Below are 13,106 nucleotides of genomic sequence, written 5' to 3'. Positions count from 1 at the left end.
TCAGGCCCTCTCTTCAGGCGTCAGGAGTTGATGCAGTCCGTCGCCGGCCAGGTTGATCGCGAAGATCAAGAGCGCCAGCGCCGACCCGGGAATGGCGATCAGCCAGAACGAGAAGAACATGTAGGCCTTGGCCTCGGAGATCATCAAGCCCCACGACGGCAGCGGCGGTTGGACGCCCAGGCCCAGGAAGGACAGCGAGGCTTCCAGCAGGATCGCGCTGGCGGCTTCCAGCGTGGCAATCACGATGAGCTGCGGCACGACGTTGGGCAGGACCTCGCCCCAGACGATGCGCCAGGTGCTGGCGCCGGCGGCCTGCGCGGCGGCCACGTATTCCAGCGACCGCACCTGCTGGGTGGCGCTGCGCATCACGACGGCGTAGCGGTCCCACTTGAGCAGGCCCAGCACCAGGATCACCACCCACAGCGAGCCGCCGACGATGGCCACGGTAGCCAGCGCCACCAGGATCACCGGCATGGACAGGCGCGTGGTGATGAGGAACGATACGGCCATGTCGACCTTGCCGCCAAAGTAGCCGGCCGCCATCCCCATCGCGGTGCCGATCAGGCCCGAGATGAGCGCGACGCTGATGCCGATCAAGAGCGAGATACGTGCGCCGTAGAACAGGCGCGACATGTAGTCGCGTCCCAGCTGGTCGGTGCCCAGCGGGTGCAGCCAGGTGCCTTTTTCGTACCAGACGGGCGGGGCGGTGCGGTAGGCCAGATCCTGGAAATAGGGATCGTGGGGCGAGATCCACGGCGCCAGCAGCGCGATCAGCACGATGACGAAGAGGATGCCGCCGCCGGCCAGCAGCGCCTTGTTGCGCCGCAGGCGGCGCCAGCGCAGCGTGGACGCGGACAGTTCCAGCGGGGCCGCGGCGGGGGTGGCGGGGGTGAGCGTAGGCGTGTTCATGTCAGGACACCCGGATGCGCGGATCGAGCCACGCGTTGGCCACATCGGCGGCAAGCGTCAGCAGCACATACAGCACCGACAGCAGCAGCACGATCAGCTGCATTACCGGATAGTCTTTGTACGTGATGCTCTGATAGGCCAGATACCCCAGGCCGTCCAGCGCGAAGATGGTCTCGATGACCACCGAGCCGCCCAACAGGTAGCCCAGCTGCACGGCGGCCAGCGCGACCACCGGCACGATGGCGTTGCGCAGGGCGTGCTTGAAGATGACCTTGCGGGCGGGCAGCCCCTTGGCCCGCGCGGTGCGGATGTAGTCGGCGCTCAGCACCTCGATCATGCCGGCGCGGATCAGGCGCATGAACGCCGGCGCGACGTAATAGCCCAGCGCGATCGCAGGCATGACGAAGTGCTGCCACGTGCCGCTGCCCGACACCGGCAGGATGCGCAGCGAGATCGAGAACAGCATGATCAGGATCAGCGCGAAGAAGAAATTAGGCAGCGCCTGGCCCAGCACGGCGATCGCCAGACAGACGCGGTCGATCAGGCTGCCTTTGTACAGCGCGGCCAGCACGCCCAGCGGAATCGAGATGCACAGCGCAAACGCCAGCGCCGCCATGCCCAGCTTCAGCGTGGTCGCCAGCTTGGACAGGATCAGCGGTCCGGCCTCGGTCTTGAAGTACACCGACGTCCCGAAGTCGCCCTGCAGGATGTGCCAGAGCCAGTCGGCGTACTGGACGATGATCGGGCGGTCCAGGCCGTAGGTCTTGCGGATCATGTCGATGTCGGCCTGCCGCGCGCCTTCGCCGGCCAGCGCCAGCGCCGGGTCGCCCGACAGGTGCAGCAGCAGGAACGCCAGGATCGACACGGTCAGCGCCACCAGCGCCGCCAGGCCCAGGCGCCTCAGCGTGAAATAAAGCATAGGACTTCCTCTCTGTTCAGCAGCGCCGGGCGTTTGCGAAGCCCGCCCGGCGCAGACCGCGCCTTACTTCCAGCTCATGTCCCAGAAGCGCACCAGCTCGTCCGAGTAGGGCTTGAAGTTCACGTCCTTGGTGGCGACGTAGTAGGCGGGCAGCGTCCACAGGGGAACGGCGTAGGCCTTTTCCGCGATGATGTCCAGCGCCTCCTTGTAGGCAGCCTTGCGCGGCCCGGGTTCGATGGTGGTATCGCCCTTCTTGAGCAGGTCGCGCACCTTCGGGTCGCGCGTGATGTCGTCGCTGCCGAAGGCGAAATACACCGGCGTGGACGCCGACACGTCGTTCACCAGGTTCGAGCCCCACGTCTGGTGCGTGAGCGACGCCTTGTTCGCGCGGATCATGTCGCGCATCGCGGCGTACTGCAGGAAGTTCAGCTTGGCGCGGATGCCGACGGCCTGCAGGTAGTTGATGATGGCTTCGGTCTGGTTGCGTTCGCGGTACGCGACGATGTCGATATCAAAGCCATTCGGGTAGCCCGCTTCGGCCAGCAGTTTCTTGGCCTGCGCGGGATCGTACTTGTAGGTCGGCGCGCCTTCCTGCGTGCAGCCCACTTGCGACGGCGTGCAGATGGTGTTGATGAGCCCGCCGCCTTCGCCCACGATGTTCTTGAGCATCGATTCGCGGTCGATCGCGTGGATGATCGCGCGGCGCACCCGCTCGTCCTTCAGCTGCGGCGCGGGCGTGCCTTCCAGGATGTTCATCTGCATGAACACGATGCGCATGGTGTTGCCCGTGACCATCTGCAGGTTCGGTATGCCGCCCAGCTGTTCGGCCTGGTCCTTGGGCACGCTCATGATCAGGTCTTCGCCGCCCGAGATGACCTCGGCCATCTGCGTCTGGCGGTCGGGGATGAAACGGATGACGACCTTGCCGATCTTGGGCTGCGCCTTGGGCGAATCCTTGAAGTAGTCGGCGTTGCGTTCCAGCGTGATGGACTTGCCGGGCTGGTAGTCGACGACCTTGTACGGACCCGAGCCCACGGGCTTGGCGTTCATGCCCTTGGGGCCGACCTCCTGGTAATACTTCGCCGGGTGGATCGCGGCCGTGGTGGACAGGTATTCCTTGGCGCCGGGGAAGGGCTCTTTGGTGGTCAGGCGCACCTTGTACTTGTCGATCTTCTCGACCTTGTCGATCCACGACACGTTCTGCTGCGTGACCGCCTTGTTCTTCGGATCGGCCACGTAGTTCAGCGTGTAGACCACGGAGTCTGCGTCGAACTCTTCGCCGTTGTGGAATTTGACGCCTTCGCGCAGCTCGAACTCCATGGTCTTGTCGTCGACCTGCTTCCAGCTCTTGGCAAGCTGGCCCTTGTACTCATTGGTGACGGGGTCGCGGTAAAGCAGGGTGTCCCACACGTTGGCGGCAATGATGACGCCGATGCGCACGTTGTTGAAGTACGGGTCGACGCTTTCCGGCGCCTGGTCGTAGGCCATGCGCAGGGTGTCGTCTTTCTTGCCGGCAAGCGCCGGTTGGGTGGCGAACGCGGCGCAGGCGAGCAGGGCGGCGGCCAGGGCCTTGAGCGGGGTGGAACGGCGGGAGGACAGCGCAGGGGTAGCGGGGGTGAAGCAGCAAGGTGTGAAGCGACTATCAGCCATGGTGAAGGCTCCTCTTGATGACACTACATGTGTTGCGTATCTATCGTCTCGCTCCGGCTCTTGAGCGCCGCGTCGCATTTGCGCTGCAGGTGCTGCCGCATGATGGCTGCCAGCCGGTCCGCGTCGCGCGCGGCAAGGGCCTCCGCCATTTCTATGTGTTCGCGCATCGCCAGATCCCATTTCTGCCGGTCTTCGTTCGAGACGAAGCGCAGGTTCTGGATCCGCGCGTTCTGCGCGTCGTAAAGCTGTTTGAGCAAACTGTTGTGCGCGGCCAGGCTGATGCGTTCGTGGATCTCGCGGTTGACGCGAAAGTACGTCGGTAGATCGTGGCGCGCGTGGCTGGCCATCATTTCGTAGGTCAGCGCGCGGATCTCGGCGATCTCGACGTCCGTTGCGCGCTCGCACGCAAACCGGCACGACATGGCCTCCAGGCCGCCAATCACTTCGAAGGCCTCGCGGATATTGGCGTCCGACAGCGCCACCACCTGCGCGCCGCGGTTCGGTTCGATCTGCACCAGGCCTTCGGCGGCCAGCAGGCGGAACGCTTCGCGCAGCGGGGTACGCGACACGCCCAGCAGGTCGCACAGGGCGCGTTCGTTCAGCCGGGTGCCGGGCGGGAACTCGCCCTGGATGATGCGTTCGCGTAGCGATCCGGCCGCCGATCCCGCCAGCGTGCGCCCGTCGCCGACGGCGCGAGCGGCTGTCGGCGCGGAATCGGGCGTGAGATCGGACGAGGCAACGGCCTCGGCATGATCCGGCGAGAAGCTAGGATCGCTGCGCATTGGTATACAAAAATTCCCCTTGTTTTCGCAGACTATAAACCTGTCTTTGCTGCGGTTTTGATGGGTGTATACCCTAGGTTATCGACGTAAAAACAATGGGATAGAGTGACGCATGCCGCAAGTCCGCCAGGCCGCCCTGCGCTGCCTGACCGCCGCGCAAAGCCGCCTTGGTATACAAACCGTCCACATTGGGGCCACGCATGCTCACGCTGAACACCCACCCGTCCGGCCGGCATTTCCTGCAGATTCCCGGTCCCACCAACGTGCCCGACCGGGTCCTGCGCGCCATCGACCTGCCCACCATCGATCACCGCGGACCGGAGTTCGGTGAACTCGGCAAGGCGGTGCTGTCGGGCCTGAAGCACATCTTCCAGACCGAGTCGCCCGTCGTGATCTTTCCGGCGTCGGGCACCGGCGCGTGGGAGGCTGCGTTGGTCAACACGCTATCGCCGGGCGATCGTGTGCTGATGGTCGAGACCGGCCACTTCGCCAGCCTGTGGCGCAAGCTTGCCGGGCGGCTGGGGCTTGAGGTGGACTACATCGAGGGCGACTGGCGTCATCCGGTCGATGCCGGCGTCATCGGCGCGCGGCTCGCGGAAGATTCGCAGCACCGCATCAAGGCCGTGTGCGTGGTGCACAACGAGACCTCCACCGGCGTCACCAGCGACATCGCCGCGGTGCGCGCCGCCATCGACCAGGCCGGTCATCCGGCGCTGTTGATGGTCGACACGATTTCTTCGCTGGGCTCCATCGACTACCGCCACGATGAATGGGGCGTGGACGTGACGGTGGCCGGTTCGCAAAAAGGCCTGATGCTGCCGCCGGGCCTGTCTTTCAACGCGGTGGGACCACGCGCGCTGGCGGCGGCCGAGACCGCGCTTCTGCCGCGGTCGTACTGGGATTGGCGCGAGATGCTCGGGCCCAATGCCAAGGGGTACTTTCCGTATACGCCGTCGACCAACCTGCTGTACGGCCTGCACGAGGCGCTGGCGATGCTGGCGGCTGAAGGGCTGCCGCAGGTATTCGCGCGTCACGAACGCCATGCCCGCGCCACGCGCCTGGCGGTGGCGGGCTGGGGGCTGGAGCTGCTGAGCGTGGACCCGGCCGCGCACAGCCCGGCGCTGACCGCCGTGCTGATGCCGGAAGGCCATAGCGCCGACGCGCTGCGCAAGGTCATCCTGGACCGCTTCGATATGTCGCTGGGGCAGGGGCTGGGCAAGCTGTCCGACCGCATCTTCCGCATCGGCCATCTGGGCCACTTCAACGATCTGACGCTATGCGGCACGCTGGCGGGCGTGGAGATGGGGCTGGCAGCGGCCGGCGTCCCGCACCGCTCGGGCGGGTTGCAGGCGGCCATGGAATACCTGACCCGCGTGCCGGAACGTGCGGGGCAATGAACACACAACAACGAGGGAACCGATGAATACGCTCATGCAGCAGGCGATCCAGTTCGCCAACGACCACGAATCGACCTGGGACCGTAGCGTCAAAGGCAATTTCGGCGTGCACCTGAACGATCCGCCGCCCTGGAACCGCCTGCTCGGCCCCATCCATGACCGCGGGCCGGTGTCCGGCGTGGTCGTGGTGGACGGCAAGACGGTGGCCGAGTGGGGCGAGCCGGACCGCGCCGACCTGACGTTCAGCGTCGCCAAGTTGTACCTGGCCATCCTGGCCGGCGTGGCGCATGACCGCGGCCTGCTGCCGGATGTCGACGAGCCCGTCGGCAAGCGCGTGCCGGGCATCGGCTTTGACGAAGGCCGCAATGCGTCGATCACGTGGCGGCATCTGCTGCAGCAGACCAGCGAATGGGAAGGCGAACGCTTCGGCGTGTCGGACCAGGCGGACCGCTATCGCGCGGTCACCTTTGGCGTGCCGCCGGACGGCAAGAAGGGCGATGCGCGTCCGCTGCAGGAACCCGGCACGTATTGGGAATACAACGACGTCCGCATCAATCAGCTGTCGTACGCGTTGCTGCATCTGTTCCGCAAGCCGTTGCCGGAAGTGTTCCGCGAGGCCGTCACGCGGCCTATCGGCTGCAGCGAGGATTGGCAATGGGTCGGCTACGACAATGCCTGGGTCGAGATCGACGGCCAGCGCATGCCGTCGGTGCCCGGCGGCTCGCACTGGGGCGGCGGCATGTCCATCAGCGCCAAGGACCAGGCGCTGATCGGCCAGATGCTGCTGAACGACGGTCAGTCCAATGGTAAGCAGATCCTGTCGCGCGAATGGCTGCAGGCGATGCGCACCCCGTGCGACATCGCGCCGTATTACGGCTATCTGATCTGGCTGAACCACGAAGGCAAGGTGTTTCCCAGCGTGCCGTCGTCCAGCTTCTTCGGCGTGGGCGCGGGCAGCTCGTTCACGTGGGTGGAACCGGAACGCAAGATGGTCGTGATCGTGCGCTGGCTGAATTCGGCCCATGCGGACGCGCTGTTCGGGAAGATCCTGGCGGCGGTGGATGCGGGTGTCTAAGACCCGTAAGACTGATTCCGGTGTCTGACACCAGTAAGACCGATTCCGGTCTCTGACACCCCGATCCTCGTCCGGCTTTTGCGGCATGTCAGGTTTTTTCGGGCAAGATGTGGCGTTCGGCTGCGCGGTGACGCGTGGCCACGCCTTATCCCTTCATCCGATCAAGGAATCACGCCATGAATTACCGCCGACTGGGAACCAGCAATCTCCGGGTGTCGCCGCTCTGCCTGGGCACGATGATGTTCGGGGAGCAGACGCCTGATGACGAAGCGGCGCGCATCGTTGCGTCGGCACGCGATCACGGCCTGAATTTCATCGATACCGCCGACGTCTACAACGAAGGCCGGTCGGAAGAGGTCGTGGGCAAGCTGCTCAAGGGGCAGCGCCACGACTGGGTGCTGGCCAGCAAGATCGGCAATCCGGTCGGCAAGGGGCCGAACCTGGCGCATTACTCGCGCCAGTGGCTGATCCGCGGGGTGGAGCAGAGCCTGTCGCGCATGGGCACGGATTTCATGGACATCCTGTACCTGCATCGCGACTACCACGAAGAAAACCTGGGAGAAGCGCTGTGGGCGCTGGGCGACCTGATCCGCGCGGGCAAGCTGCGCAGCTTCGGGCTGTCGAACTTTCGCGGCTGGCGCATCGCCGAGGTGATGCGTCTATGCGAAAAACTCGGCGTGCCGCAACCGGTGGTGTGCCAGCCGTACTACAACATGCTGAACCGCGGACCCGAAGTCGAGATCCTGCCGGCATGCAAGCATTACGGGTTGGGCGTGGTGCCGTACAGCCCGATCGCGCGCGGCGTGCTGACGGGCAAGTACCTGCCGGGCCAGGCGCCCGCGGCGGATACGCGCGCCGGACGCGGCGACCGCCGCATCCTGGCGACCGAATTCCGCGAGGAATCGCTGCAGATCGCACAACAGCTGGTGCAGCACAGCGCCGCGCGCGGCGTGCAGCCGGGCCATTTCGCAACGGCGTGGGTGCTGGCCAATCCGGTCATCACTGCCGTTATCGCGGGTCCGCGTACGCTGGCGCAGATGGACGATTACTACGCGGCGCTGGACGTGACGATCACGCCCGAGGACGAAACGGTCGTGAACGAGTGGGTGACGCCGGGCCATGCCTCGGCGCACGGCTACAACGATCCGAACTATCCGTTTTATGGCCGTCCGGTGACGGCAGCGTAAGCAGGCGGGGCCTCGCCCCGCGTCACTTCCGCACAACCGCGGGCTAGGCCGAGATGCCGTGCAGCATCATCTGTTCGGCCACCTGCGCGATGCCCATCCGCGCAATCCGGCCGCGCCGCTCGGCGTCCACCATGCTGGTGATGATTCCGATCAGGAGTTCGCTGAGCGCGGCGGCGGTCATGTCCACGCGGAACGCGCCTTCGCGCTGACCACGCAAAAAGAATGCATCCAGGGTTTCCTGATAGCCGGACCAGCTGTTCATGATGTCCGGCTCAAGTTCCGTGTCGGGCTTCCAGTTGTAGATCAGGAACGCCGTCAATTCCTTGTGCGCCAGGTGCTGTTCGATCAGGCTGCGCAGCGCCGTGCGGGGCGGGGCGGTGTCCAGGTGCGAATCCGCCAGTGCCTGCTTCATGACCTGCGCGCAATGCGTCATCAGGCGCAGCACCAGCTGATCCCGGGTCTTGCAGAACCGGTACAAGGTCGCCTTGCTGACGCCGACCGCCTTGGCCAGCTCCTGCAAGGTTGCGCGCGGCTGATCCACCATCGCCAACGCCAACGCGACCAGCAGCCGTTCGTGGCCTGCCTCTTCAGACATTGCCTCCTCCCCATTTGTGGTTATCCCTGGGCCGGTATTGGATCACGGGCGATTCACTTTGTACAAACTTCCGCGAATTTATCAAGTAAAGACTTGTGAGTCGTCAGATTTAAGCCTGAAAGCAGCAAATGAATCAATATTGATTCAAATCGTCCTTTCAGGTAGCATTGGCGTCTCTTTGAATTCAAAACGCGCAGCGCGGGGGTAGTGAATGAAGGTCAATCAAGCATGGCGGCTGCCCCTGGCGGTGTTGGCGACGGCAATCGTCTTGGCCGGTTGCGGCGGGTCCGATGGCGGCGAGCCGCAGGCGGCGGGGCCGCGTCCGGTTCAGGCGGTGGCGGTGCAACCCCAGCGCTACACGCTGATCAGCGAGCTGCCCGGCCGGGTCGAACCCATGCGCGTGGCCGAGGTCCGTGCCCGCGTGGCCGGCATCGTGCTGAGCCGCAACTTCGTGGAAGGTGCGGACGTCAAGGCCGGCGACGTGCTCTTCCGCATTGACCCGGCGCCGTTCAAGGCGGCCTTGTCACGTGCGGAAGGCGAGCTGGCCAAGGCCCAGGCCGCCGTGTCCGACGCGCAGGCCGTGGTCAAACGCTACACGCCCCTGGTCAAGATCGAAGCCGTCAGCCAGCAGGACTTCGACACGGCCAACACCACGCTCAAGAGCGCGTTGGCCGCGCGCCGCTCGGCCCAGGCCGATGTCGAGACCGCGCAGCTCAATCTGGACTACGCCACCGTGAAGGCGCCCATCTCGGGCCGTATCGGACGTGCGCAAGTGACCGAAGGCGCGCTGGTGGGCCAGAACGAGGCCACGCCGATGGCGACGATCCAGCAACTGGACCCGGTTTACGTGGACTTCAACCAGCCCGTCGGCGACATGCTGCGCATGCGCGCGGCCATGCAGAACGGCAGCTTGGGCGAAGGCGAGGGCGCCAGCATCTCCATCACGATCGACGGCACCGACCAGCAGCGCGAAGGGCGCCTCCTGTTCTCGGACATTGCCGTGGACCGCAGCACCGGCCAGGTGGCCCTGCGCGGCGAGTTCGCCAATCCTGACGTGCTGCTGTTGCCGGGCATGTATGTCCGGGTGCGCACGCACCAGGGCGTGGATCCGGAAGCGATCCTGGTTCCGCAGCGCGCCGTCACGCGCAGCACCGATGGCAAGCCGCAGGTGCTGGTGGTCGGCGCGGACGACGTCGTGGAGACCCGCGCGGTGCAGACCGGCACGATGCGCGGCGGCGATTGGCACATCACCGAGGGCCTTGCCGCCGGCGACCGGGTGATCGTGGGCGGCGTCAGCGCCGCCGTGCCTGGCCAGAAAGTCAGCGTGACGCCCGTGAGCGAGCCCAAGGTGGCCGCCGCCGGCGGTGCCGCCGCGTCCGCCAAGCAATAAGCGGCCCTCATGAATCGCGCGCAAATCCGAGGTTAGACCATGTCCAAGTTTTTCATTGGCCGCCCCAATTTCGCCTGGGTGGTGGCCATCTTCATCTCGCTCGCGGGGCTGCTGGCGATTCCGTCGCTGCCCGTGTCGCAGTTTCCGGTGGTCGCGCCGCCGCAGGTGACCATCGCCGCCACCTATCCGGGCGCGTCCGCGACGGTGCTGGTCGATTCGGTGACCAGCGTCATCGAGGAAGAGCTGAACGGCGCGAAGAACATGCTGTATTACGAGTCGTCCAGCAGCTCGAGCGGCAGCGCCGAAATCACCGTCACGTTCCAGCCGGGCACGGACCCCGACCTGGCGCAGGTGGACGTGCAGAACCGCATCAAGAAGGCCGAGGCGCGTCTGCCGTCTGCCGTGACGCAGCAGGGTCTGCAGGTCGAGCAGGCCAGCTCGAACTTCCTGATGATCTACGCCCTGACGTACAAGGGCGATGACGCGCACAAGGACGTGGTCGGCCTGTCCGACTACGCCGCACGCCACATCAACAACGAAATCCGCCGCGTGAACGGCGTGGGCAAGGTGCAGTTCTTCGGCGCCGAAGCCGCCATGCGCGTGTGGATCGACCCGCAGAAGCTGTTGGGCCTGGGCTTGTCGGTGGCCGATGTCAACGCCGCGATTGCCGCGCAGAACGTGCAGGTGCCGGCCGGCAGTTTCGGGAGCCGCCCCGGCGCGCCCGAGCAGGAGCTGACCGCGACGCTGGCCGTGAAGGGCACCCTGGACAATCCGGACGAATTCGGGCGCATCGTGCTGCGCGCCAACCCGGACGGCTCGTCCGTGCGCCTGGCCGACGTGGCGCGTCTGGAAGTGGGACGCCAGAGCTATGACTTCGAAACGCGCCTGAACGGCAAGAAGTCGGTGGGTGCGGCGGTGCAGCTTGCGCCGGGCGCCAACGCCATCGACACCGTCAAGGCCGTGAACGCGCGCCTGGAAGAATTGTCGGCCTCGTTCCCCGAGGACGTTGAATATTCGGTGCCGTTCGACACGTCCAAGTTCGTCAGCGTGGCTATCACGAAGGTGGTGCACACGCTGCTGGAAGCGATGGTGCTGGTCTTCCTGGTGATGTTCCTGTTCCTGCAGAACTTCCGCTACACGCTGATTCCGACGATCGTGGTGCCGGTGTGTCTGCTGGGCACGTTTGCAGTGATGTCGGTGCTGGGCTTTTCGGTCAACATGATGACCATGTTCGGCATGGTGCTGGCCATCGGCATTCTGGTGGACGACGCCATCGTCGTGGTCGAGAACGTCGAACGCATCATGGCCGAGGAAGGGCTGTCGCCGCGCGAAGCCACGGTCAAGGCCATGGAGCAGGTGTCCGGCGCCATCGTCGGCATCACGCTGGTGCTGTCTGCTGTGTTCCTGCCGCTGGCCTTCATGAGCGGTTCCGTCGGCGTGATCTATCAGCAGTTCTCGCTGTCGCTGGCCGTGTCGATCCTGTTCTCGGGCTTCCTGGCCCTGACGTTCACGCCGGCCCTGTGCGCCACGTTCCTCAAGCCCATCCCCAAGGGCCATCACGACGAAAAGAAGGGCTTCTTCGGCTGGTTCAACCGCGTCTTCAACCGCCTGACGGGCCGCTTCGAGGCGCTGAATACGCGCCTGGTGCGCCGCACGGGCCGCTACATGGTTATCTACGCGGCCATCGTCGCGGTGCTGGCCGTGCTGTACGTGCGCGTTCCCGAATCGTTCGTTCCGCCGGAAGATCAGGGCTACGTCATCGTTGACGTGCAACTGCCGCCGGGCGCGACGCACATGCGCACCGACAAGGTGGTGGCCGACGTCGAACAGCACCTGCTGTCGCTGGACGCGATGGGCGACGCCTTCACCGTCATGGGATTCAGCTTTTCGGGCACCGGCCAGAACGCGGGCATTGCGTTCCCGACGCTCAAGGATTGGTCCGAGCGCGGCGAGGGCCAATCGGCCACCGACGTGGCGGATAGCGTCAACGCGAAATTTGCAGTGATCGACGACGGCGCGGTCATGGCCGTCAACCCGCCGCCCATCGAAGGCCTGGGCAATTCGGGCGGCTTCGCGCTGCGGCTACAGGACCGGGGCGGACTGGGCCGTGCGGCGCTGACCGACGCACGCAACCAGCTGCTGGCGCAGGCCAACAGCTCGCCCGTGATCGCCTACGCCATGATGGAAGGCCTGGCCGACGCGCCGCAGTTGCGCCTGGACATCGACCGCGAGAAGGCCGAGGCGCTGGGCGTGGGCTTTGACGTCATCAGCACGGCAATCTCGGCGGCCTATGGGTCGGCCACGGTCAATGACTTTGCCAACGCAGGACGCTTGCAGCGCGTGGTGGTGCAGGCTGACGTACGTGACCGCATGACGCCGGAGAGCATCCTGCAACTGAACGTGCCCAACAAAACGGGCGGCATGGTTCCGCTGAGCGCGTTCGTGAAGACGGACTGGGAGAACGGCCCCGTGCAGATCTCCCGCTACAACGGCTACCCGGCCTTCAAGATCGCGGGTGACGCCATGCCCGGCAGCAGTACCGGCCAGGCGATGGCTGAGATCGAGCGCATCGTGGCGGGGCTGCCGGAAGGCATCGGCTACGAGTGGACGGGCCTGTCGTACCAGGAGAAGTTCGCCGGGTCGCAGGCGCCCATGCTGTTCGCGTTGGCGTTCCTGGTGGTGTTCCTGCTGATGGTTGCGCTGTATGAAAGCTGGTCGATTCCGGCGTCCGTGATGCTGATCGTGCCGATCGGCGCGCTGGGGTCGGTGCTGGCGGTGACAGTGTTGGGCATGCCGAACGACGTGTATTTCAAGGTGGGGCTCATCACCATCATCGGGCTGGCGGCCAAGAACGCCATCCTGATCGTGGAGTTTGCCAAGAGCCTGCGCGAACAGGGGCATTCGCTGGCCGACGCCGCCATCCAGGCCGCCAAGCTGCGCTTCCGTCCCATCGTCATGACGTCGCTGGCGTTCATCCTGGGCGTCGTGCCGCTGGCCCTGGCCTCCGGCGCGGGCGCGGCCAGCCAGCGCGCGCTGGGCGTGGGCGTGATCGGCGGCATGCTGACCGCCACGCTGCTGGGCGTGATCTTCGTCCCCATCTTCTTCGTGTGGGTGCTGTCGCTGGTGCAGCGCAAGCGGGGCAAAGACTCTCCCAAGTCCTCGCCTACCCCCGATGCCACGCCGCGCACGGTGCAGGAGTAAT

At 65.5% G+C, this 13,106-nt stretch carries 10 protein-coding genes; 5 read left to right on the top strand and 5 right to left on the bottom strand.

What is annotated here, in order from left to right:
• The 4 genes from HV681_RS04010 to HV681_RS03995 form a co-directional block, all read right to left on the bottom strand.
• On the bottom strand, window positions 1–909 hold the full coding sequence (locus HV681_RS04010) for an ABC transporter permease (RefSeq protein ID WP_175121810.1): 909 nt from the start codon (window positions 907–909) through the stop codon (window positions 1–3).
• Window position 910: 1 nt separating this feature from the next.
• A complete protein-coding gene (locus HV681_RS04005; RefSeq protein WP_175121809.1) occupies window positions 911–1,828 on the bottom strand; it encodes an ABC transporter permease in 918 nt (305 codons plus the stop codon).
• 63 nt (window positions 1,829–1,891) lie between these two features.
• Window positions 1,892–3,478 carry an ABC transporter substrate-binding protein gene (locus HV681_RS04000; RefSeq protein ID WP_175121808.1) on the bottom strand — a complete coding sequence of 529 codons (1,587 nt, stop codon included), beginning with the start codon at window positions 3,476–3,478 and terminating at the stop codon, window positions 1,892–1,894.
• 23 nt (window positions 3,479–3,501) lie between these two features.
• On the bottom strand, window positions 3,502–4,260 hold the full coding sequence (locus tag HV681_RS03995) for a GntR family transcriptional regulator (RefSeq protein WP_175121807.1): 759 nt from the start codon (window positions 4,258–4,260) through the stop codon (window positions 3,502–3,504).
• 200 nt (window positions 4,261–4,460) lie between these two features.
• On the opposite strand from HV681_RS03995, the gene HV681_RS03990 reads away from it, so the two are divergent.
• From HV681_RS03990 to HV681_RS03980, 3 genes are all read left to right on the top strand, one after another.
• Complete coding sequence (locus HV681_RS03990; RefSeq protein WP_175121806.1) at window positions 4,461–5,657, top strand: pyridoxal-phosphate-dependent aminotransferase family protein; 1,197 nt, start codon at window positions 4,461–4,463, stop codon at window positions 5,655–5,657.
• A gap of 22 nt (window positions 5,658–5,679) precedes the next feature.
• Complete coding sequence (locus HV681_RS03985) at window positions 5,680–6,732, top strand: serine hydrolase domain-containing protein (RefSeq protein ID WP_175121805.1); 1,053 nt, start codon at window positions 5,680–5,682, stop codon at window positions 6,730–6,732.
• A 176-nt stretch (window positions 6,733–6,908) separates the two neighbouring features.
• A complete protein-coding gene (locus HV681_RS03980) occupies window positions 6,909–7,919 on the top strand; it encodes an aldo/keto reductase (RefSeq protein ID WP_175121804.1) in 1,011 nt (336 codons plus the stop codon).
• A gap of 43 nt (window positions 7,920–7,962) precedes the next feature.
• Here HV681_RS03980 and HV681_RS03975 read toward each other — a convergent pair whose 3' ends face one another.
• Window positions 7,963–8,514: a TetR/AcrR family transcriptional regulator gene (locus tag HV681_RS03975; RefSeq protein WP_175121803.1), complete on the bottom strand. Its 552-nt coding sequence runs from the start codon at window positions 8,512–8,514 to the stop codon at window positions 7,963–7,965.
• 211 nt (window positions 8,515–8,725) lie between these two features.
• On the opposite strand from HV681_RS03975, the gene HV681_RS03970 reads away from it, so the two are divergent.
• Together HV681_RS03970 and HV681_RS03965 are read left to right on the top strand one after the other, a co-directional pair.
• Window positions 8,726–9,904: an efflux RND transporter periplasmic adaptor subunit gene (locus HV681_RS03970; protein WP_175121802.1), complete on the top strand. Its 1,179-nt coding sequence runs from the start codon at window positions 8,726–8,728 to the stop codon at window positions 9,902–9,904.
• A gap of 39 nt (window positions 9,905–9,943) precedes the next feature.
• Window positions 9,944–13,105, top strand: a complete 3,162-nt coding sequence (locus HV681_RS03965; RefSeq protein WP_175121801.1) for a multidrug efflux RND transporter permease subunit — start codon at window positions 9,944–9,946, stop codon at window positions 13,103–13,105.
• Window position 13,106: the final 1 nt, after the last annotated feature.

Origin of the sequence: Achromobacter animicus (assembly GCF_902859585.1) — a bacterium.
GTDB classification, from domain to species: domain Bacteria; phylum Pseudomonadota; class Gammaproteobacteria; order Burkholderiales; family Burkholderiaceae_B; genus Achromobacter; species Achromobacter animicus.
This window is presented reverse-complemented; position numbering and strand designations above follow the sequence as displayed.